The following is a 19,965-nucleotide window of genomic DNA, read 5'->3' on the forward strand; positions in this document are numbered from 1 at the left end:
GCGTTTACGCCGTGCGCGCGCCATCAATCGGGATCACCGTCCCGTTGAGATAGCCGGGTGCCTTGTGCATCAACCAGCCAACCGTCTCAGCGATTTCCTCCATCGCACCAAACCGATCGATGGGGATTTCTGTCTTAAGCGCTTCAAACAGCTCTGGCATATTCTGCTGAAACTCTTTGAATTTCTCGGTTTCGGTGATGCCCGGCGCGATTGCATTGATCCTGAGGCCCTGCGCCGCATATTCAATCGCGGCCGATTTGGTGAGGCCGATCAGCCCCCATTTCGCCGCGGAATAATCCGATAGGCCCCGCGTACCGCGAAGGCCCCCGGTCGAGCTGTTGTTGACGATTGCCCCGCCGCCATTCTCCAGCATCAGCGGGATCTCCGCGCGCATCAGATGAAAGACGGAATCGAGATTGACCGCCAGGCTCGCGCGCCAGCGGTCCTGCGTCATCTCGTGCAAAGGCCCCTCGCCAACCGTATCACCGAGGTTGTTGAACGCACCGTCGAGCCGCCCGAATTCCTCGCGGATCCACTTGATGAGGTTCGCCACGCTTTGCGGGTCTGTGCCATCGAACTGCTGCACGAAGGCTGATCCGCCGTCGGCATCGATCTGATCCGCAACCTCCGCGCAAGCCGCCTTGCGCCGCGCCGCAACAACCACGCGCCCGCCCATTTTCCCGAGATGCAAAGCGGCCGCGCGCCCCATGCCAGAGCTGGCACCGGCGACGAGATAGACGGCTTCACTCATTTTCAAACTCCGACAAAAAGGCCTCGATTGCCGCCGCCTTGGCCGCAGGCTCAGCGCAATCGCTGGCCAGCTGGGCATGAGCGATCAAGGTGGGCAGCTCCTCCGCTGCCGGGTCGAGCGGCCCGCCCCCATCGCGCAGCACCAATGTCGGCAGCGCCAGCCGCTTCAGATCAGTGCGCACTTCGTGCCGAAACACGGCGCGGTAGGGCATGTGATAGCTCTCAAGATTATTGAGCACATCGAGCACCAGCTCATGCAGCAGGCGGGCATCGAACACCCCGCCCGCGCGGCGATGCTCGGCATCTTTGCGATAATGCGGGAAGAAGATCATCTGATCGCGAATATATTGCCAGGCCCAATGGAACTGGCTGCCGCTGTCATCAGGCTGTTTGGGCGGCGCATATTCGGCCAGCATCTCTTGGCGAAGCTCTGCATCGAGCAGCGCGACACCGTCCAGCGCCAGCGCTTTCACACGGTCAGGCCGCGCCAGCGCCCAAGCGGTCGCAATATGCGCGCCCGTATGCGTGCCATAGAGCGCGACCTCATCCAGGCCGAGCGCATCGCACGCCCGGTCCAGCATATCGGCAAACTCGCCAATCTCCGGATCATCACCTTCAGGTGCACAGGATTGACCATTGCAAGGCGTGTCAAAGGCAATGAGCGAGCGGCCGCTGGACATGGCGCGCATCAATGGCAGCAGCGATGTGGAGGAAGCCGGCGAAGCATGCAGCATCACCAGCGGCAAGCCGCCTGCTTCTGCCGACCCACCTGAACCCACCGCTTGGTGCAGATGGACCTGCCCCTCAGCTATCGCGGCATAGGCCTTTTCGATCGCGCGCATCCGCGGATCAGCTTTGCGTCAGCTGGCCGGGAATGTGATCTTCGTGGTTTTCGGCGTACCAATCCGCGATTTCCTCGCGCGTCGCCCACCACACACCGTCCAAACTCTGCGCATATTCGATGAATTCGCGCAGCGCACGGATGGTGTAGGCACGGCCCGAGACATGCGGATGCAGGCCGACATTCATGATCCGGCCGGTTTTCTCACCTTCCTTATGGAGCACGGTGAGCTCTTCGATCAGCAGATCGCGGTACTCATCTGTGGTGCGATTGTTGCGCGTCAGGATGGTGAAATCATTGATGACATTGGAGTATGGCGTTGCGACAATCGGCCCCGCATCGGTGCGGATCATATAGGGCTGGTCATCATTCATGATGTCGCAGTACGCCTTGAACCCTTCCTCCACCAGGATGGTCGGCGTGTTGAGCGTGCCGCGCAGCGAGGAGGACAGCCAGACCTTCGGTTTGCGGCCTGTATGCTCTTCATACATTGCGACTGAGCGGCGGATGATGTCGCGCTCTGCATCAATGTCGTCGTGAAAATCGGTGAGCAATTCGCCTTGCTCATAATTGTGCGCGATCAGTTCCCCGCCGCGCTCAAGGCAGGCATCGGCCATCGCCTTGCGCCGTTCAAAAGTGACGGCGTTGACGGTGCAGGCTGGCTTCACGCCCATCTCGTCAAACATGTCGAACATCCGCCACACGCCAACGCGCTGACCATATTCGCGCCAGCTGTAGTTGGGGTAATCAGGAATGCGCCCAGCCAGGGCATTAGGCAGCAGCGCCGGACCGCCCGCATAATAGGGCTGATCCGTGTCCTTCACCAGATCCCATGTCTCCAGATTGATCGTCATCATAAGCGCGACCTTCGCGCCGCCTGGCCAACGCAATGGCTTGCGCTGTGACAGCGGGACGTAATCATATTGGAACATCGTTTACCCCTGGGATTACCCTAAAATTCTTCCATCAATCGGCCAAAGCCATACACCTTGTCGGTGATATTGTTCTGGCGCAGCGCATTCCAGTACGTCGCGGTGTTGATCGCGATCACCGGCTTGCCAAGATACATTTCTGCCGCCGCGGCCAGCCGGGTCATCGACAGGTTCGTGCCGACCTGCACCAAAGCATCAATATCATCGCCGTCCAGCGCCTTTAGCTCATCGCGAAGCGTCTCGGTTGGCACTTGCGCAATTGCGGTCCAACTGGGGCAGCGCAGGCATGTGTCGCGCATCACCTCAATCCCGTGATCGCTCATGAAATGGGCAACATGCGCATTGGCCGATGGGAAATATGGCGAGAGAACCGCGATCTTCTTAATGTTGCCGCCATAGGCCTTGAACGCCTCAATCAGCGATTGCGATCCGGTGCACAGCTTCAAGCCCGCTTCGCTCTCGATATTGTCGCGCCATTGCTGCGCGCCCTCTGCGCCGCCGTAAAATGTCACGGCTGACATGCCCATCACGAGATAGTCGGGATTGCAGGTCAGCACGCCGCGCACCGCCTCAATGGTGTTGCGCGAAATTTCCAGCGTGCCCGCCATAAAGGTCTCGTCCGAGATCGCCTGAGCGTCCTCGACCACAATCCGGCTGTAATGGTTGGTCACACCCGGCACACGCAAATCGTCAAAGTCCGGCTGCACGATCGTATTGGTCGATGGCCCCAAAACGCCAAACAGCCTGCGAGAGCCCTGGGCATCAGGATTTGGACGCGGCTTTATCGGCATCAGGCGACTTCGCGCTCCTCTTCCAGACATTCGATCATCGACTGACGAATCAGGAATTGGCGGCGTTTGACCGGATCCTGCTGCGTCTCAAGCATCGCCTGCTTGCGCTTGGCGTGCACCTCAGACTGCCCCTCGGAGAGATATTCCATGTTCTTGATCGTCTGGGCCTGAATGAAATCATGCGTGGTGGTGCGGCGCTGTCTGTCGAAGCGGGCGAGCTCGGTGTCCGCATCCCGGCCATGTTTGTAAATGCCAACCAGCTTCTCGCACAGGTTAAAGGCATCATGGATGCCGCTGTTCATGCCAAATCCGCCAATCGGATTGTTGAGGTGAGCAGCATCGCCGATCACTGACACACGGCCCCTGCAGAAGGTTTTCGCAACCCTCTGGTGCACACGGTAAATCGTGCGGTGCGCGGTCTCCACGCTCTCACCGGACCCGACCAAGCGGTCAAAGACGTCATTCTTCTTTGCATCCGCCAGCAGTTCTTCATCGGATTGGTGCTCCTTTGCAGGCACCAGAACGCGCCACAGCGAAGGCACACGCAGCAGAACCATCCATTCCTCCGGATCAGACACGTAATTGACGTGGCACAGGTTCGGCAGGTGATCCTCGAGCGGGGTTGTGGTGGTGAAGCACAGGAATTTCTCAGGATAGGTGAAACCGTCAAATCCGGTGTCGAGCCATTTCCTGACCATACTGTTGGAGCCATCCGCGCCGATCAGGAAATCAGCATTGATCTTGACCACATCATGCGGGGTCTCTGCAAAGACCTCCACGCCCTGGCTGTTCTGCGTAAAGCCTACGACCCGGTGATTGAACAGAACCTCTGCGTTCTGCGCCCCATCCACCGCATCAGATAACATGCGCGAGAGGTGATATTGTTCGCATTGCACGCGGAACGGAAAGCGCGTCCGGTCGGCAATCTCCGACATGTCAAAGTCGATGACTTCGCCGGTCTGGCGCTCCCGGAAATGATAAACAGGGGCCTTAAGCCCCATCTTGATCAGCTTTTCCGTGATGCCGAAATCATCCAGCATCTCCAGTGTTGGTGGGTGGAATGTCGACGCGCGCAAATCCAGTGCACAATCTTCCTGCGCCTCGATCAGCAGGACATCAATCCCCTGTTCCGCAAGCAGATAAGCAGCAACGCTACCAACGGGCCCTGCGCCTACCACGACGATCTTCGTTCTGTATTCCCGCATTTTATGCTCCGCTCCGTTTAGCAAGCTGAACAATAGGTATCGCGCGGCCCACGGCTCTGGCGATTGGGTCAAATGTCCGCTCTGCGGTAAGTGCAGTGCAAAGTATCCAACCGGTGGTTACGAAGTTCGGGCTAGCTTATGCGCAAGATCGAGATCGCATAATTCGAAGGCAGTTAGATAGGAACGCAATCATGCCACTGAACACCAGCCCGCTGCGCGACATTACGCAGGAAGACATCGACACTTACAATCGTGACGGTGCGGTGTGCCTAAGAAAGGTGCTGCATCAGGACTGGATCGACATGCTGCTGCCGATTGCGCGCGATGTCATCGTCGACAAGAAAGACGTTGGCCTGCTGCCCACGATCCCGGGCCGTTATATGGCGCGCTGTATCCCGGAATATCGCAAGATGGTGTTCGAAGGCCCGATTGCTGAGGCCGCGCAGCAAGGTGATGCAATCGAAGGAAATCCGGTTCTTCTTCGATGAATTCTTCGCCAAGCCGCCGCAATCAGATGCGGCGACCCTGTGGCATTGCGACCGGATGGCGTTCCCGGTTGAGGGCAAGATGGTGCCATCCCTGTGGATCCCGCTGACCCCGATTGTGAAGGAAAACTGCCTCGAAGTGCTCGCCGGAACGCAGCATGACGATGTGCCTTATTGGTTGTTCAGCCCGAACGCGCGCAAGATGATCAAGCCTGATGACCGCGTGCCGCACCCGGAAATTGAGAGCCGCCGCGGCGAAGAGGGCCTGCGCTTCCTGCAATGGGAAATGGATCCGGGCGATATCCTGGTAGTGAACCCATGGGTGCTGCATTATTCCGTCGGCAATCCGACCGACGATTGGCGCGTTGCGGTGTCTCAGCGCGTGTTCGGCGATGACATTCGATGGGCCCCGCGCCCCGATTGCCTCAACATCGCAGGCGTCAGCTTTGACGAAATGCTCGACGGAGAAAAGCCGGAGGGCGACCTGTTCCCGCTGCTCTGGTCTGAGGATGGCCGTAAGGACGATGACAGCCGCTACCCACGCGGTTTTGCGACCCGCTGGCCAAAGCGGGATATGGGCGGCGTCAACGAATACGACACCTTCAAGAAAATGAAGATGAAAGAAGACGCAGGCGAATTGTCAGCCAAAGACAAATCGCCCGACCACAAGAAAGTCGGCGCGCATTGAGCCAGACCTGAGCCTCTAACGCGCAAAGGGAGAAAGCCCCATGAAACTGTTCTATTCGCCGTTTCACACGTTCATTCACAAGGTTCTGGTGACCGCGCATGAATGCGGATTGTGGGATGATATCGACTTTATCGCGACCTTCCCGTTCAAGAATTTGGACGGTGAAGACCAGGGCGAGGCGTACTCGATCGAGGCGATCAACCCTCTAAGCAAAGTGCCAACTCTCGCGACTGATACCGGCCAAGTGATCTTTGGCAGCCAGGCCGTGTGCGAATATCTCGATGCGCATTCCAAGGCGAACCGCATGTATCCGGAGGCTGGGCCAGCGCGCTGGGATGCGGTCACCCGCCTGGCGACGGCCGACACCGTGTTTGAAGGCACGGTGCAAATGGTCGCGGAGCAATGGCAGGCGCCAGAGCAATGGAACATGTTTGTGTTCGAGCGCATGTGGCCCAAGTTCATCCGCGCGCTCGATTGGTTTGATGCCGAAGCCGCAAAGGGGTGGGACCGGTTTGACATCGGGCACGCTGCGATGCTGCACGCGATCAGCTATCTCGGCTTCCGCGCGGAATTTTACGAAGCGAAAGACCCGATCTACCCTAATTTCGATTGGCGTGATGGCCGTCCAGCGCTGTCCGATTGGTACGATGAGGCTGTCCAGCGGCCCTCGGTGCAATCGCATTACAACAAAGATTTCACCGGAGACACCGGCGCAGCGAGGCTTCAGGCCTCCGTTGCGGAAGTGCTCGCGCTGCAAAAGGCGAACAAGGCATGATCGATTTCTACTTTTGGCCGACGCCCAATGGGCACAAAATCTCAATCGCGCTGGAAGAGTTCGGGCTCGATTACACGGTCAAATCGATCAATATCCTCAAAGGCGAACAGCACGCAGAGGACTTCCTCGCGATCAGCCCCAACAACCGCGTGCCCGCAATTGTCGACCATGATGGACCGGGCGGCGCGCCGCACACCGTGTTCGAAAGCGGCGCGATCCTGCTTTATCTGTGTGAGAAGACTGGAAAGTTCTGGTCAGAAGACCCGGTGGAGCAATCAAACATCCGCCAATGGCTGTTTTTCCAATGCGCCAATATCGGCCCGATGTTCGGGCAATGCGGGCATTTTCGCGGCTATGCCGATGAGCAAGTGCCCTATGCGATCAATCGTTATTCCGGCGAAGTTCAGCGGCTTTACGGACTAGTCGACCGCCAGCTTGCGACGCGCGATTGGATCGCTCCGGGCAGTGATTTTGGCATTGTCGATATGGCGACTTATCCGTGGATGGATGCGCGCCAACAAGAATTGCACGGCGTCGACATCGCCAATTTCCCCAATGTTGCGGCATGGATAGACCGGGTCGAAGCTCGCCCCGGCGTCCAGCTCGGCATGTCCATCCTCAAGGATTCGATGAAAGTCGGAAATCCAACCGAAGAAACCAAGAAGGCGTTCTTCAACCGGGCTTAATCACTCTACGGCCCGAATAAGCAGGTTTGGTACTATCGCGTCGTCATATTCCAAATTGACAGAGCCCACGCGGGCAATCGTCAGTCCCTCAGATGGGATAATATAGACGCGCTGTCCGCCGAACCCGTCGAAGAATACCACGTCGTCGGCAGCAAACGGCTCCCTATGCGGGATGCCGATGGGATTGTCTGGATTGTAAGCGCGATTGGCCGTCCAGTCCCCAGCCCGCCAGATATGAAATCCAAATTGAGAATTGCTTGGGGAAGCCTGCGTCATCGCCGCAATCCAATCGGACGAGACGATTTGCTGATCACCAACTCTGCCTGAATTGCGGATCAATTCGCCAATCCGCGCCCAATCCTCCAAACCTGCATGCAGCCCGGCATAAGCGCGCGGCATGCCGGTCTCATCGGTCCAAAGCAGTGCCTCACCATTGCCCAATGGGCACCACAAATCGCGATGCAGGAATTCAGCGAAACCATCATATCCCTGCTGTTTCACCTGCCGATCAAGGATCGCGCCCAGCACCTGACTTGTGCTGTTGGAATAGTAGAACCGCGCATCAGGCTGGCCCGTCAGTGTCGCATCAAGCGCGACCTTATTTGCGTCAGGCGCGAACAATAGATCGGCAAACCCCACTGGCTCCAGCCCGCTCGACATCGTGAGCAATTGGCGCACAGTGACCTTACCGCGAGGCTGTCCGCGCCATTCCGGCAAGTAGAATTCCGCAGGGTCGTCGACTGATCCGATGAAGCCGCGATCGATCGCGATACCGATCAGAACCGCCACAACCGATTTCATCATGGAGGCAGAGACTGTCTTGGTCGCTCCGGTTACGCCGGGGTCAAACCCGCGATGGATTACCGCCCCATCCTTTAACACGATCAAGCCAAAGCCCTGCTGCTCATCCGAATAGGCTTGCGCCTGTGCCAGAGCATCGCGCATTCTAGGCGTTGGCTCCGACGCGGGCAACGCGCGCGGGCTACAAGCGGGTAGGACACGTTGAGGGCGATATTTCTCAGTTTGAAGCGTGGTCGCCGACGACATGTCCTCCAATGTCGTCGGGCTATCGGCAAAGAGGAGTGGCGCAAATCCGGCATGTGATGCGCTGGCCCCGGCAACTTCCTTAACCGGTGCACAGGCCATCAGCGGTAAGCCAACCGCTATTATCGCCAAAACGGCTTTTGACCATCTAACGGAATTCATAGACCTCTCCATCGGATAGCGTTTGCGGAAAGCATGCCTCTGGGGCAGCGGTTTTCCTCTGCACAAATGCAAGGGTGCGTTCGAGGGCGAGCTGAAACAGCTCTTTTGATGCTTCATCAGCGGGCTTTTCGCGGCCAAACATACCGCCGAAATAGTGGTTCACGCCCTCGCCCACCCACAGTTCTGCACTGCCAGCAGGAGCATTGTCATAGCTTGCTGTGTGGTCTTCCCAATTGTCGATGAAGCCGGGCAGGACATCCGCTGTGCCCGTGATCGTCAGCGAAGGCGCGGCCAAAGTGCCCCAACTTTGCTGTGTCATGCGCCCCGGCAAAACACCCGGCGGCGACCAGGCGACCACCGCATCCACTGCCGGAACGCGACGATCGGGTGTGCTGCCATCATCCTCAATCGCCCGCGCGCCTCCGGCCAGCTGCGCCATCAGCGCACCATAGCTGTGCCCCATCGCGGTTACCTTGGTACGGTCGATGGAAAGGCCATTTTGCGCGAGGCTGTCTTCGATTCCGCCGAGCTCGCTAAGCGCCAGCTTCATATCCTCATTGCGCGTGCGCCAAACCTCATCCGGGCTGGCGGGCTCTGATCGGCCAAATTCCTCGCTATCAATATGCATCGGAGCAACCACAATATTGCCCGCCGTTGCCAGCGGACCGAGCATTTTGAGATAGCGGTCAGGCGCAGCAAACGCTCCGTGCGAAAAGGCGATCAGCGGGTATTTGCCCGGAGCGTCAGGATGCAGCACCGTCATCGGGACCGCGCGGTCTGCATCGGCCAAAATGCTTGTCTCAAATAGGCCGTTCTTGCCCGTAAGCTCGCTGGCGCAATCGGGCGGTTCCGACACGGGCACAGGGTTAGCCGGCTCTTCAATCGAACCGGCCGAACAAGCACTAAGAGAGGTCAGAACGGCGAGAAGCAGAGATCGCCGCATTCTGACGATCTACGCGTCGCCGCGCAGCGCGGTCAGCACGCCTTCGATGGTCTGCTGCATCGAGGCCTCAGAGCGCGCGGTAAAGGCCTCGTCTGGTACGAAGCTATCGACCGCCTCGTGCGTCACCCCATCGCCGCGCTCCAGCAGCTCTTCGAGCACCAGCACGCGGTCATTCAGCACCGCAACTTCGCGCATCAAAGAAATCAGCGCGCGGCCGACATTATCGATCTGCTCAGGCTTTAGAAAATCGGCCTGAGGAAGGTTAAAGTCCTTTGGGTCTTTCCCGCTCACGGTTTGCGGCCCTGCACAACATGCGGGTACATGCCCTCTGCCTTCACATCGACAAAGCCCGCTGCGCGCGCGATCTCTGCCAGATCGAGACTGGCCGATGCGCGCCAATGCGGCTCTCCGCCATAGGATGCGCCGCGGTCCGCCTTCCAGGCCGACAGCTTGTCGAGATCGGCATAGCGGGTGACATCAGACATGATCATGTCGCCGCCCGGCTTGCAGACGCGGAATGCCTCGGCAAACACGTTCTTGATCGCGTGCTCTGGCAATTCGTGCAGCAGGATATAGCTGCTCACGAGGTCAAAGCTGTCCGCTTCAAAACCTGTGTCTTCGGCAGAGCGCTGGAACAGCTGCCAATCCCAGCCATTGTCGTTGGCCGTGCGCCACGCGTGGTCGAGCATCTCCGCGGCCAGCTCCACACCGTACACCTTCGCTTCCGGATAGGTTTCTTGCAGCGCGACGGTGAAGTGTCCGCTGGAGCAGCCCATATCGAGAATTTTCTCGTAGTGATCCTTTGGCGCCATCGCTGCGACATTACGGCGCTGCTGAAAAATGCCGCCCGGGAAGAAGCGCGCAACCATCTTGCGGTGGATCAGCTCGCCGTGGATGAAGCCTTGGTTAGGATGCCTATCCCAGCCGCCGGTTGTGCGGTGAAAATCAACCCCGTCCCAATAGTCTGGCGCGACCAGGTTCGGATCGAGAGTGAGCGTGGCTGCACCCTTGGCGGTGCGCTCAAACACTGGCTCGAGATCGCCCTTAATCTCGTCGAACGCTGCAGCTGCGACCTTGCCGTGATTGCGGCCATGCCAATCGCCGACCAGCTGCTGCGTTGCGAACGCCGCGCTGTCTGCCAGCTTCTCGTCCATATACGCCTGACGCGCGTCAAGATCATCCGGCAGAGCGTCCGCATCAGGAACCGCCGCCTCGATATCGGCATTCACCGCATCGCGCAGACTGCCCGAGGCAACCAGCATTTGGACCATAAACTCTACCGAGGCGCGGCCGCGCTGGCGAAGGTTCGGATCATCAAGGGCCTGTTTCATCATGCGTTACTCTTCACATTTCATTCTTCGGTTGAGGACTTAGGTCTTCTTCGGTCAATTTGTAGCCCGAAAGCAGCACAACGCCGATCATATAGAACACCGCAGGCAGCCAGGACACGGCGAGAAGCAGAGCTGTGTTTACCCCGTCGCCTTGCGGTGCATCCAGCGGTAAGTCCTTGTTGAAACCCACCCAGCTGAGTGCAATGCCGACGATCAGCGGGCCAATCGCCCCGGTGAGCTTTTCGACAAAGCTGTAGAGCGCTGTGAAGGCGCCTTCGCGGCGAACGCCTGTGCGATTGGCGTCTTCATTGATGATATCTGTAAGCATGCTCATCGCCATGATCACATTGCCGCCAAAGGCGATGCCGACCACTGCGGCGCGCATCAGGATCGACCACATCGGTTCGTCTGGTCCGGTGAGAGACCAGCTGAGCGCGTAGAGAATATTGACGCCCGCTGCGACGTAATAGGCCGCCTTCTTTCCATAGCGTTTTGAGAAAGCCACCAGCACCGGCGAGAACACAATCGTCGAAATCGAGACGACCACAAAGAATGTGCCCAATGCAGTGAAGTCGCGCATCAGATATTGCACAAAGAAATAGGCCATTGCGGCGCCCATCGTTTGCACGCCCATCAATTGCGAGAACTTCACCCCGATCAGGCGCAGGAAATGCGTGTTGCCAACAACCGCGCCGAATTCCTCGCTCAATTGCTCAAATTTGTTCTTCTCACTGGCTTCCTCAGGAGCCGTAAAACGGGCCTTCGCGGTGGTGAAATAGGCGGCCATCATCGAGATGAAGATCATCACCCCGCCGATCACGCCAACGGTCGCCCAACTGCTCGGCTCATTCGTGCCAAGGTAATCGAGCAGGAACTTCACCCCGGCCCCGGCAACCATCCCGCCCAGCGCGATGAACACCATACGAAACGCGTGGATCGAGGAGCGCTCATGATAGCTGTCGGTCATCTCGGCAGGCATGGAGAGATAGGGGATATTGTAGAGCGTATAGCCGAACGCATAGACGCACAGCGCGCCGAACAGATAGAGCGCGGTGATGTACTGATTGTCAAACTCGGGCGCTGTGAAAACGGCGGCGAAACTGGCGGCGCTCAGGAACGCGCCCCAAGGCAGGAAAGGTCGGCGTCGGCCTTTGGGCGAACGATGCCGGTCGCTCCACATGCCAACGATGGGATCGGTCACCACGTCAAACAGTTTGCTGACCGTGATCACCGCGCCCGCGAGCCAGGGATCAATCCCAAGAATGCTGACCGCGAACAGCAGGATGACCCCTGCAATCCCGTTCATCAGCAGAGCGACGCCAAAGGCACCGGTCGACCAGCCGAATTTCAGGCCAAACGGCAATTCCCCTTGCGGCTTTCCGTCTGTCGGAGCCGCCTCGCTGGCGATGGTGGCGTTCATTGTGGTTGAGGCTCCGGCATTGCGTCAGCTGAGGCGCGGTAAGCGTCACGGATCAGCAGATTGGGGAGGAAAGTGTTGTCCCATTCGGCGTCTTGCGGCGGACGGCCGCCCATCCGCAGGACCACCGAATTGGTGGAGGGGATGATGTAGACCGTCTGATTGCCATTGCCATCGAACAGGAAAATGTCCTTGTCGGCATAGGGCTCGGAATGGAGCACCTTGCCAAATTCAACCGACGGATGGGCAAAACCGCGCCGCTCCAGAAAAGTGTGCGGCAACCAGACACCGAGGCCATAATAGGGGTTCTCTTCCGTCCCTTGACGCATTTCCGCGACATAGCCCTCTGGCAGCAGGCGCATGCCCTCCCATTCGCCATCTTGCAGCAACAGCACACCAAAGCGCAGGAATGTCTGCGCGGGCAGCAGAACGCAGCAGCCGGAATGCGCGGTCCCGCCCGGGCGGTTCACCCAGATCTGACCGCCTGCCGCACCCAGCGGCTTCAGCAAGGCCTCGGTCAGATAATCGCCATAGCGCATGCCCGTTGCCCGCTCGAGCAGAGGCGCGACCATTTCAGAGGTCGCATTGGCATATTCATAGCGCGTGCCGGGCTCATGGGTCAGCGGGTAATCATTGATGATCACTTCGTCATGACGCGGGTGGAGATAGGCGCGATTTAGCACATCGGCGGGATCAGGCGCGAACCCTTGCGGCTTAAACCCGGTGCGCATGTCGAGCAGGTGACGAATAAGGATTTTGCTGCGTTTGGGATCGCCCTGCCATTCGGTGATGAAATCGGCGACCGGTTGATCGAGCGATTGGATATGACCCTGCTGCAAAGCCCGCCCGATAAGGATCGCGGTGATCGGTTTGGCCAGCGATTTTGAGACCAGCAGGCTGTCCTGCGCAAATTCGCCAAAATAATGCTCTGCCTCCAGCGCACCATCGCGCCAGACCAGCAAAGCGGAGCTGTTGCGCGCCTCGGCATAACCGCGCGCTTGATCCAGCGCGGCGGGAGAAAGGGTTGCAGCGGCGCGATTGGGCAGAGGCTCGACCTTCTCAGAGCCGCTCACAGGCTCCAGCGTATCGTATGCACCCAGCCCCGCGCCGCCGCTTCCCCCTTCAGCCAAACGATTGAACCGCTCCATATAGAGCGCCTCATCCTCGGCTGTATAACTGGTTGAAGTTGGGGCAATTTCTGCAGGCCCTGTTGAGGCGCAACCTGCCAGCGCGAGAGCGCATAGAGCGGCGTTGGCACCGTGCGCCATCCGGTCTTTGAGCAGGATCTGCAATGTCCTCAACATCATTCCTAACACTAGAGCGCACTTGCGCCATTGCGTCGAGATTGGACTTGATTACCCGCCTGTTGGACAGGGCCCGTTAGCTTAGCAGGTCGACCTCTTGTCCGCCCCCTTCCGCCTCGGCAGCGGCCCATATGGCCTGGGCCGCCGCCAAGTCCTGAGCCGCGACGCCGAGCGATTTGTACATGGTGATCTCGTCGGCGCTGGTTCGACCTGCAACCTTGCCGCCTGCGACCTCGCCAATTTCGCCGGCGATATGGCCTTCACTGACCACACCCGCCTCAATCGCATTCAGCAGCTCACCTGCTGCGGCCATCGCTGCAGGGCGGTAATCGACCACAAAGCGGCTGCGCGCCACCGCCTCGCTATCGACCTCTGCGCTGGTTGGGATGGCCGCACCGACCAGATTGATATGCTGGCCAGGCTTTAGAGCTGAGCCGGGCAAAACCGGCTCTTTCGCCGATGTCGTGGTGCAGATAATGTCGGCATTTGCCGCTGCGTCTTCAGGGCTGGCATGTGCAGCCGCGGGCAGGCCAGTGCGCTCAGCGGTTGCCTCAGCAAACTCCGATGCGCGCGCCAGATCTCGGCCCCAGATATGAATTTCGCTGATCGGGCGCACGGCCATCATCGCATCGACATGCCGCGCGGCCTGCTCTCCATTGCCGATAATTGCGAGGCGCGATGCATCTTCGCGCGCCATCAATTGGGTCGCCAGCGCGCTCGCCGCAGAGGTGCGGATGGCCGTCAGCGAAGACCCTTCGATCATCGCCAGCGGCACGCCCTTAACACTGTCAAACAGCATGACCATGCCGACATGCGTGCCTAGCGGATCGGGCTTGCCATCGATCAGCGGGCGGTCATATTTGCACACCAGTTTGATCCCGAAGCAGGCTTGCTCTGCCTCGCCCGCCGTGCCCAGCGAGCCGGGCATGATCGCCATTTTACCGGGCGCGCCCGGCACTGGCATAAACTGCCTGATCGGCAGGGTCACATCGCCTGCAGAGGTGGCGATCATCGCATCGCGCATCACATCGACGCACGCGCCAACGGGCAGCAGACGCTCAACGTCTGATTGAGGAATAATTCGCATATTGTTTATCCTGCGCTGCGTGGGGGAGGAAGCGCATTTTGTCCATCACGTCTTGCACGTGATCGGGCCGGTCGAATGGTTCGGGCATGGGATCACCCGGCTTGCGGTCTTTGCCGATGGCATAGAACCAATCCTCCAGCCCCGGCGGGAAGAAGACCCAGAACATCTTCATGTCTTCCGTGCCCGTGTTCTTGATCCAATGGGTGCAATTGCGCGCAAACAGGATCGTGGTGCCGGGGCCAAATTCGGTTTCCTCGCCATCAATATCGACCACGCCTGAGCCTTCATAAACGAATACAAGTTCATGATTTTGCTTGTGCCCATGCTCGCGCACCATGCATCCGGGCGGCAGCAATTGGGTGCCGCTGGACCAGGTGTCATAAGGCATGTTGTCCGGCGTCAGATTGACATTCACATAGCCGCGGCTGGGCATTGGCTGCCACAGGGATCGCCCCTCGTCCGGGCCGACGACAACCGATTTTCCTTTGGTGATATGCCCCACGGGTGGATGAACAGACATGGCGATTTCCTCAGGCGGTTAGAAATTCAAGAACACGCGGATTGTAATCGGCGGTGGCGGCAATCGGTGCAAAATGCCCGCCGCGCGCCAGCAAATGGGTCTGCGCGCCCTCGATCAGCTCGCCCATTTCCTGCGTAAATCCAGGCGGCGTGATCTGATCGTCGGACGAACCAATGCACAAGGTCGGCACTTTGATGTGATGCAGGCGGCTGCGCAGGTCGTGAGTGTAGACCGCGTTGATCCGCGACAGCTCCACCTCGAGCCCCGGAAACGCCGCCAGCCGCTCCTCCATAAACTTGCGCGCCGATGACATTTGCGGCTGCAAAATACTGCTCGGCATGGCCAGATATGTGCCCATCGTAAGGTAAGCGAGCGGGCCGCAGCTGATCAGGATCTCGCGCCGGGTGCGAAACAGCTCGGTGAGATAGGTGTCAGGCCCGGCCCAGCTGCACGACAGCACCAGTTTGCTGAGCCGCTCTGGCTGTTCCAGCGCGATATGCTGGCCAATTGCCCCGCCAGTGGAGTGGCCCACCAGGCTCGCCTGCTTGATCCCCATCGCGTCCATCATGGCGAGGACATCCTGCGCCATGTGCTCCGCGCCATAGACCACCTTATCCGGCGTGCTGTCGCCGCAGCCGCGATGATCGAAAGTGATCACGCGGAAATGCTGGGCAAATTCCTGAACCTGATTGGCCCAGAACGCGCCGCGCCCACCAAGTCCGGCGACCAGCAGCAGGTCTGGCCCGCTGCCGGTCACCTCGACATGGATCTCCGCATCGCCAACGTCGATGCGTTGGACTTCAGTGGGAATTGTCACTTCGCTCATAGCGTCGTGAAGACCGATTTCGTCTGGAGGTAAAGCTCCAACCCATCGCGCCCGTTTTCGCGGCCCACGCCGGACTGTTTGTAGCCGCCCAGCGGCACATCCCAATCCGCGCCAGAGGCGTTGTTGATCCCGATAATGCCGGAACGAATGCGGCGCGCCATGCGGTGCGCGGTGGCGACATCGCCAGTCCAGACAGAGCCCGCGAGGCCATAATCGCTGTCATTCGCGAGCGCGATGGCTTCGTCTTCGGTTTTGAACGTCTGGGTGACGAGGACCGGGCCAAAGATCTCCTCGCGAACGACCCGCATATCATTGGTTGTGTTGGCGATGACAGTCGGCTCAATGAAGAACCCGCTATTGCCGTGCCGCTGTCCGCCGCTGGCGATTTCAGCGCCTTCGCTCGCGCCCAATTCGATGTAATCCTGAACCTTGTCGAACTGTTTTTCTGAAACGATCGGCCCGATCTGGGTTTCCTCATCCAGACCCGCTCCCAGTTTCAGAGACTTGCCCACCGCCGCAACGCCAGCGATCACTTCATCCTTGATGTCCTCATGCACATAGAGGCGCGATGCCGCCGTACAGGTCTGGCCGGTGTTCCAGAAAATGCTCATGGCAGAGGCAGGGATCGCCTTTTCCAGATCGGCATCCGGCATGATGATGTTGGGCGATTTGCCGCCCAGCTCCAGGCTGACTTTCTTGAGGCCCTCTGCTGCGGCATGGGCGATGACTTTGCCAGTCACGGTGGAGCCGGTGAAGGCGATCTTGTCGATAGCCTTGTGATGGATCAGCGCATTGCCTGTGGTCGCGCCGTAACCGGTGACGATGTTGAGCACGCCTTCTGGTAGGCCAGCCTCAAGGAAAATCTCACCCAGGCGCAGCGCGGTGAGCGAGGTGTCTTCAGCTGGTTTCAGCACGGCGGTGCAGCCCGCCGCCAAGCATGGCCCGAGCTTCATCGCAGCCATCACGATGGGATAGTTCCACGGCACCACCAGAGCGGCCACACCTACAGGCTCTTTCAGCGTGTAGACATGGTGATCGCCGGGCATGTTGATATTGTGCGTGGTGCCGGTGATCTTGTCCGCCCAGCCCGCATAATACCGCATGGCGCCAATCGCGGCGAAAATCTCTCCGCGTGCAGAATTGATCGGCTTACCGGTGTCTAGCGTTTCCAGCTGAGCCAGCTCTTCGTGATGCGCCGCCATCTTGTCAGCGCAGGCATGGATCATCGCGGCGCGTTCACCCGGCTTCATGCTCGGCCATGGTCCTTCGTCAAACGCCTTGCGAGCAGCCGCTACCGCGCGGTCCACATCCGCTTCGCTGGCATCGGCAATGCCGCTCAGCCGGGCGCCGTCGCTGGGGTTCACGACATCGATTTGAGCGTCGCTGCCCGCATCATACCAGGTGCCGCCAATCAGGATCTTCTTATCCTTGGCGAGGAACGAGGAGGTGTCGGCAATCAGTTCAGTAAGAGGCATGGTTCAAATTTCTCCATTGGATTGGGCATTGGCCATTTTGCGATAGGGACGCATGGCAAGAAGGATGAGCAGCGCGCCCGCCGCAATCGTGACGGGGGGCGCAACTGCGAGGGATAGGTTGATGGCTTTTTCATCGCCGAACACTTCGTCGGTCAGCCATCCGATCAGCAGCGGGCTTACCGAATAGCTGATCAGATTGGCGATCAGCAGATAGACCGCCATCACCTGCGCGCGCATCCGGTTGGGCGTGATCAGCGGGAAGGTCGCAACCCCAGCACCGAAAGGGATGGTGCCCAGCACAGTCACCACTCCGAGCAAGGCTAGCGCCATAAACGGCGAGCTTACCAGAGGAAATGCGATGGCAAAGGGCAAGGCCGCGAGCGCCGCGATCATCGGCAAGCGTAAAGTCGCATCACCCATTCCGCGCGCGAGCATCCGCTCTGCCGCAAAGCCGCCAGAAATGACGCCGAGCGGCCCGGCGATCATCAGGACCGGGCCAAACATTTGCCCGACCTCTAACTGGGTCCAATCATGCACGCGGATGAAATAGCTCGGCGCCCAGGCGCCCAGGCCATATTGCGCGGCCGCAAGGCATGAAAAGCCGAGGAACAGCGGCAGGAAAACACCCGCATGCTTGCCCACGAAACTCGCAACTTCAAACGCTGGCGGCGCTTCGGCTTGGACGGCGGCGGGTACGCTATCCCGGCGAACGGGCTCTCGGATCAGCAGCATCAGGAAGAACAGCGGAATGCTCAGCAAGGCCACGCACATGAAGGTCAATTGCCACGGCTGAAATGTGCCAAATGGCAGCGTCGTTGGCCCCATCTCAGCGAGTGTCGCATAGAGATACCCGCCCAGGATCAGCGCAATGCCCGATCCGACAAAGCCAGAGCCGGTAAAGACGCTGATCGGGCCGGGCAGCTTATTCTTCGCGAAGTAGTCGCTGATGATGGAGAAGCCCGCAGGCGATAAGGTCGCCTCCCCCACGCCGATAAACATGCGCGCGATGAACAAGGCCATAAACACACCGGCCAGTCCGCTGGCGAAAGTCGCCGCTGACCAGCAGACCAAGCCCACCAGGATCACAAACTTGCGATTGTGCCGGTCCGCCACCCAAGCGATCGGGATTGCGAGCACCGCGTAAAACAGCGCAAAAGAAATGCCCATAAGCAAACCCATTTGCACATCCGACACGCCCAGATCGGCTTTGATCGGTTCCACCAGCAGAGTGATAATTTGGCGATCAATGTAAGCGACAATGGCTGCCAGCGAGAGAACCGCCACAGTGAACCACGCCCGTGCATCGGAGTATCGCGCCTTTTCCGGCTTGGTCAGTGGTATGCTCGCCATTTGCCTCCCTTATGGATTTGGTGTTCTGTCGGCACTGGATGTCATTTTAATCTCCGACCATCGGATAAGCCGCGTCGCATCCCTCGTTGAATTGCCCGCTTTTTGGAAGGGAGCTGTGAATGGAAACGCTTGAAACAGAAAATCCGCCCCTAGCCGCATCTGAGGCCGATGGTTTTGTCGCCTCGATCATCGCGATTTGCGGGGAAGAAGGCGCACTTACCGAGGAAAGCGACCGGCGTTTCTACAGCGAAGACCTGTTCTTCCAAGGCGAGCTGCCATTGGCGGTTGTCCGGCCAAGAACGACGGACGAAGTCGCGCAGCTGGTGACACTCTGCCGCAAAAATGGCATCGCGATTTATCCGCGTGGTGGAGGAATGTCTTACACGGAAGCGTTTCAGCCGCGCGGCTGCCGCTCTGTCCTGCTCGACAGCTCGCGGCTCGATCAGATTGCGCCGATTGATCCCGCCTCCGGCCATGTCACCGCAGGATCCGGCTGCACCTGGGCAAAGCTTGATGAGGCGCTCGCAAAGCACGGCCTCCGCGCGCGCTTTTGGGGACCGATGTCAGGCGTCAGAGCGACGCTAGGCGGATCGATGAGCCAGGGCACCGTCACCTTCGGCTCGGGCCACACCGGCGCATCGGCCAATGCCGTCAAAAGCTTTGAGATTGTGACGGGCACGGGCGAAGTGCTGAACACCGGCTCTGATGCTCACCATGCGACCACGGCCCACAATCGCAACTATGGCCCCGACCTCACCGGCATCTTCGCCAATGATGCCGGAGCAATGGGGATCAAAACCGCCGTCACGCTCGAAACAGAGCCGCGAGCCGAAGTCGTCTCCGGCCTGTCATTTGCGTTCGATGATTTTGATGCCATGGCTCGCATGTTCCACGAGGTGACTGCGCGGCGTCTCTCCAGCGAGATGATCGCAATGGACGCCGAAGTTGCGCGGCAAAATGCTGGCCAGCCTGATCTGATGTCCGATATGAAGGCGATGTTTAGGATCGGCGCGTCCGCTGGCAATCCCCTGTCCGCAGTCAGCCGGATGGCCAGCGTCGCGCTGGGCGGGCGGCGGTTTATGGAGAAAGCGCATTACACCGCGCATTTCGTGGTTGAGGCGCGCGATAAGGCGGCGCTGGGTAGCCGGATCAAGGCCATTCGCAGCTTTGCCAAGGGCGGCGATGAGATCGTCAACACCGTCCCGCTGATGACGCGGGCAGAGCCCTTCCCCGACCTGCCAGTAACCCATCCCGATGGCCGCATGGATGCTGCCGATCCACGGCATCTTCCCCACCCCTGCTCTTGGCTCATTTCACCGCGATTATTTAGCGCTGAAAGACCGCTTTGCTGAG

General features: G+C 59.2%; 21 protein-coding genes. 5 read left to right on the top strand and 16 right to left on the bottom strand.

From position 1 onward, the window contains the following. Positions 1-4: 4 nt before the first annotated feature. The 5 genes from AC0V6U_RS09930 to AC0V6U_RS09950 are packed head-to-tail and all read right to left on the bottom strand — an operon-like array spanning position 5 to position 4,519. A complete protein-coding gene (locus AC0V6U_RS09930; protein WP_472643012.1) occupies positions 5-751 on the bottom strand; it encodes an SDR family NAD(P)-dependent oxidoreductase in 747 nt (248 codons plus the stop codon). Then, on the bottom strand, positions 744-1,592 hold the full coding sequence (locus AC0V6U_RS09935; RefSeq protein WP_472643013.1) for an alpha/beta fold hydrolase: 849 nt from the start codon (positions 1,590-1,592) through the stop codon (positions 744-746). The genes AC0V6U_RS09930 and AC0V6U_RS09935 overlap by 8 nt, the downstream gene beginning before the upstream one ends. A gap of 7 nt (positions 1,593-1,599) precedes the next feature. Further along, positions 1,600-2,523 (bottom strand): polysaccharide deacetylase family protein, encoded by a 924-nt coding sequence (locus tag AC0V6U_RS09940; protein WP_472643014.1) that lies wholly within the window; start codon positions 2,521-2,523, stop codon positions 1,600-1,602. Between the two features lie 20 nt (positions 2,524-2,543). Next, entirely contained in the window at positions 2,544-3,314 is a 771-nt protein-coding gene (locus AC0V6U_RS09945) for a maleate cis-trans isomerase family protein (protein WP_472643015.1), read from the bottom strand. Continuing rightward, on the bottom strand, positions 3,314-4,519 hold the full coding sequence (locus tag AC0V6U_RS09950; RefSeq protein WP_472643016.1) for an FAD-dependent oxidoreductase: 1,206 nt from the start codon (positions 4,517-4,519) through the stop codon (positions 3,314-3,316). The genes AC0V6U_RS09945 and AC0V6U_RS09950 overlap by 1 nt, the downstream gene beginning before the upstream one ends. Positions 4,520-4,710: 191 nt before the next feature. Between AC0V6U_RS09950 and AC0V6U_RS09955 the strand changes: the two genes are divergently transcribed. From AC0V6U_RS09955 to AC0V6U_RS09970, 4 genes are read left to right on the top strand one after another with little or no spacing between them, the layout of a single operon-like run. Then, positions 4,711-5,007 (top strand): hypothetical protein, encoded by a 297-nt coding sequence (locus AC0V6U_RS09955; protein WP_472643017.1) that lies wholly within the window; start codon positions 4,711-4,713, stop codon positions 5,005-5,007. Further along, a complete protein-coding gene (locus AC0V6U_RS09960) occupies positions 4,973-5,692 on the top strand; it encodes a phytanoyl-CoA dioxygenase family protein (protein WP_472643018.1) in 720 nt (239 codons plus the stop codon). The genes AC0V6U_RS09955 and AC0V6U_RS09960 overlap by 35 nt, the downstream gene beginning before the upstream one ends. Before the next feature lie 40 nt (positions 5,693-5,732). Then, entirely contained in the window at positions 5,733-6,467 is a 735-nt protein-coding gene (locus AC0V6U_RS09965; RefSeq protein ID WP_472643019.1) for a glutathione S-transferase family protein, read from the top strand. After that, complete coding sequence (locus tag AC0V6U_RS09970; RefSeq protein ID WP_472643020.1) at positions 6,464-7,153, top strand: glutathione S-transferase family protein; 690 nt, start codon at positions 6,464-6,466, stop codon at positions 7,151-7,153. Before AC0V6U_RS09965 ends, AC0V6U_RS09970 begins: the two co-directional genes overlap by 4 nt. Here AC0V6U_RS09970 and AC0V6U_RS09975 read toward each other — a convergent pair whose 3' ends face one another. The 11 genes from AC0V6U_RS09975 to AC0V6U_RS10025 all read right to left on the bottom strand — a co-directional run bounded on the left by AC0V6U_RS09975 (position 7,154) and on the right by AC0V6U_RS10025 (position 18,612). Further along, positions 7,154-8,098, bottom strand: coding sequence for a serine hydrolase domain-containing protein (locus tag AC0V6U_RS09975; RefSeq protein ID WP_472643021.1), 945 nt, complete (start codon positions 8,096-8,098; stop codon positions 7,154-7,156). Between the two features lie 247 nt (positions 8,099-8,345). After that, the gene (locus AC0V6U_RS09980; RefSeq protein ID WP_486169450.1) at positions 8,346-9,302 is read right to left on the bottom strand and encodes an alpha/beta hydrolase family protein; all 957 of its coding nucleotides are present in this window, start codon (positions 9,300-9,302) and stop codon (positions 8,346-8,348) included. Between the two features lie 9 nt (positions 9,303-9,311). Then, on the bottom strand, positions 9,312-9,593 hold the full coding sequence (locus AC0V6U_RS09985; RefSeq protein ID WP_472643023.1) for a hypothetical protein: 282 nt from the start codon (positions 9,591-9,593) through the stop codon (positions 9,312-9,314). Then, entirely contained in the window at positions 9,590-10,636 is a 1,047-nt protein-coding gene (locus tag AC0V6U_RS09990; protein WP_472643024.1) for a class I SAM-dependent methyltransferase, read from the bottom strand. The genes AC0V6U_RS09985 and AC0V6U_RS09990 overlap by 4 nt, the downstream gene beginning before the upstream one ends. 10 nt (positions 10,637-10,646) lie before the next feature. Next, positions 10,647-12,053, bottom strand: a complete 1,407-nt coding sequence (locus tag AC0V6U_RS09995) for an MFS transporter (RefSeq protein ID WP_472643025.1) — start codon at positions 12,051-12,053, stop codon at positions 10,647-10,649. Then, on the bottom strand, positions 12,050-13,351 hold the full coding sequence (locus tag AC0V6U_RS10000; RefSeq protein WP_486169451.1) for a serine hydrolase domain-containing protein: 1,302 nt from the start codon (positions 13,349-13,351) through the stop codon (positions 12,050-12,052). Before AC0V6U_RS10000 ends, AC0V6U_RS09995 begins: the two co-directional genes overlap by 4 nt. 79 nt (positions 13,352-13,430) lie before the next feature. Then, a complete protein-coding gene (locus AC0V6U_RS10005; RefSeq protein ID WP_472643027.1) occupies positions 13,431-14,441 on the bottom strand; it encodes an ornithine cyclodeaminase family protein in 1,011 nt (336 codons plus the stop codon). Beyond that, on the bottom strand, positions 14,413-14,961 hold the full coding sequence (locus AC0V6U_RS10010; RefSeq protein WP_472643028.1) for a cupin domain-containing protein: 549 nt from the start codon (positions 14,959-14,961) through the stop codon (positions 14,413-14,415). Before AC0V6U_RS10010 ends, AC0V6U_RS10005 begins: the two co-directional genes overlap by 29 nt. A 10-nt stretch (positions 14,962-14,971) precedes the next feature. Then, on the bottom strand, positions 14,972-15,787 hold the full coding sequence (locus AC0V6U_RS10015; protein ID WP_486169452.1) for an alpha/beta fold hydrolase: 816 nt from the start codon (positions 15,785-15,787) through the stop codon (positions 14,972-14,974). Beyond that, on the bottom strand, positions 15,784-17,262 hold the full coding sequence (locus AC0V6U_RS10020; RefSeq protein WP_472643030.1) for an aldehyde dehydrogenase family protein: 1,479 nt from the start codon (positions 17,260-17,262) through the stop codon (positions 15,784-15,786). The genes AC0V6U_RS10015 and AC0V6U_RS10020 overlap by 4 nt, the downstream gene beginning before the upstream one ends. A 3-nt stretch (positions 17,263-17,265) precedes the next feature. Continuing rightward, the gene (locus tag AC0V6U_RS10025; protein ID WP_472643031.1) at positions 17,266-18,612 is read right to left on the bottom strand and encodes a spinster family MFS transporter; all 1,347 of its coding nucleotides are present in this window, start codon (positions 18,610-18,612) and stop codon (positions 17,266-17,268) included. Positions 18,613-18,731: 119 nt separating this feature from the next. Here AC0V6U_RS10025 and AC0V6U_RS10030 point away from each other — a divergent pair, with 119 nt between their 5' ends. Continuing rightward, positions 18,732-19,964, top strand: a complete 1,233-nt coding sequence (locus AC0V6U_RS10030) for an FAD-binding oxidoreductase (RefSeq protein WP_472643032.1) — start codon at positions 18,732-18,734, stop codon at positions 19,962-19,964. Position 19,965: the final 1 nt, after the last annotated feature.

It is taken from the genome of Erythrobacter sp. W36, assembly GCF_057364935.1.

Excerpts from the sequence above, each read along its gene's own strand:
- AC0V6U_RS09930 (WP_472643012.1), bottom strand. The coding sequence starts at position 751 with ATGAGTGAAGCCGTCTATCTCGTCGCCGGTGCCAGCTCTGGCATGGGG.
- AC0V6U_RS09935 (WP_472643013.1), bottom strand. The coding sequence starts at position 1,592 with ATGCGCGCGATCGAAAAGGCCTATGCCGCGATAGCTGAGGGGCAGGTC.
- AC0V6U_RS09940 (WP_472643014.1), bottom strand. The coding sequence starts at position 2,523 with ATGTTCCAATATGATTACGTCCCGCTGTCACAGCGCAAGCCATTGCGT.
- AC0V6U_RS09945 (WP_472643015.1), bottom strand. The coding sequence starts at position 3,314 with ATGCCGATAAAGCCGCGTCCAAATCCTGATGCCCAGGGCTCTCGCAGG.
- AC0V6U_RS09950 (WP_472643016.1), bottom strand. The coding sequence starts at position 4,519 with ATGCGGGAATACAGAACGAAGATCGTCGTGGTAGGCGCAGGGCCCGTT.
- AC0V6U_RS09955 (WP_472643017.1), top strand. The coding sequence starts at position 4,711 with ATGCCACTGAACACCAGCCCGCTGCGCGACATTACGCAGGAAGACATC.
- AC0V6U_RS09960 (WP_472643018.1), top strand. The coding sequence starts at position 4,973 with ATGCAATCGAAGGAAATCCGGTTCTTCTTCGATGAATTCTTCGCCAAG.
- AC0V6U_RS09965 (WP_472643019.1), top strand. The coding sequence starts at position 5,733 with ATGAAACTGTTCTATTCGCCGTTTCACACGTTCATTCACAAGGTTCTG.
- AC0V6U_RS09970 (WP_472643020.1), top strand. The coding sequence starts at position 6,464 with ATGATCGATTTCTACTTTTGGCCGACGCCCAATGGGCACAAAATCTCA.
- AC0V6U_RS09975 (WP_472643021.1), bottom strand. The coding sequence starts at position 8,098 with ATGCGCGATGCTCTGGCACAGGCGCAAGCCTATTCGGATGAGCAGCAG.
- AC0V6U_RS09980 (WP_486169450.1), bottom strand. The coding sequence starts at position 9,302 with ATGCGGCGATCTCTGCTTCTCGCCGTTCTGACCTCTCTTAGTGCTTGT.
- AC0V6U_RS09990 (WP_472643024.1), bottom strand. The coding sequence starts at position 10,636 with ATGATGAAACAGGCCCTTGATGATCCGAACCTTCGCCAGCGCGGCCGC.
- AC0V6U_RS09995 (WP_472643025.1), bottom strand. The coding sequence starts at position 12,053 with ATGAACGCCACCATCGCCAGCGAGGCGGCTCCGACAGACGGAAAGCCG.
- AC0V6U_RS10005 (WP_472643027.1), bottom strand. The coding sequence starts at position 14,441 with ATGCGAATTATTCCTCAATCAGACGTTGAGCGTCTGCTGCCCGTTGGC.
- AC0V6U_RS10010 (WP_472643028.1), bottom strand. The coding sequence starts at position 14,961 with ATGTCTGTTCATCCACCCGTGGGGCATATCACCAAAGGAAAATCGGTT.
- AC0V6U_RS10015 (WP_486169452.1), bottom strand. The coding sequence starts at position 15,787 with ATGAGCGAAGTGACAATTCCCACTGAAGTCCAACGCATCGACGTTGGC.
- AC0V6U_RS10020 (WP_472643030.1), bottom strand. The coding sequence starts at position 17,262 with ATGCCTCTTACTGAACTGATTGCCGACACCTCCTCGTTCCTCGCCAAG.
- AC0V6U_RS10025 (WP_472643031.1), bottom strand. The coding sequence starts at position 18,612 with ATGGCGAGCATACCACTGACCAAGCCGGAAAAGGCGCGATACTCCGAT.
- AC0V6U_RS10030 (WP_472643032.1), top strand. The coding sequence starts at position 18,732 with ATGGAAACGCTTGAAACAGAAAATCCGCCCCTAGCCGCATCTGAGGCC.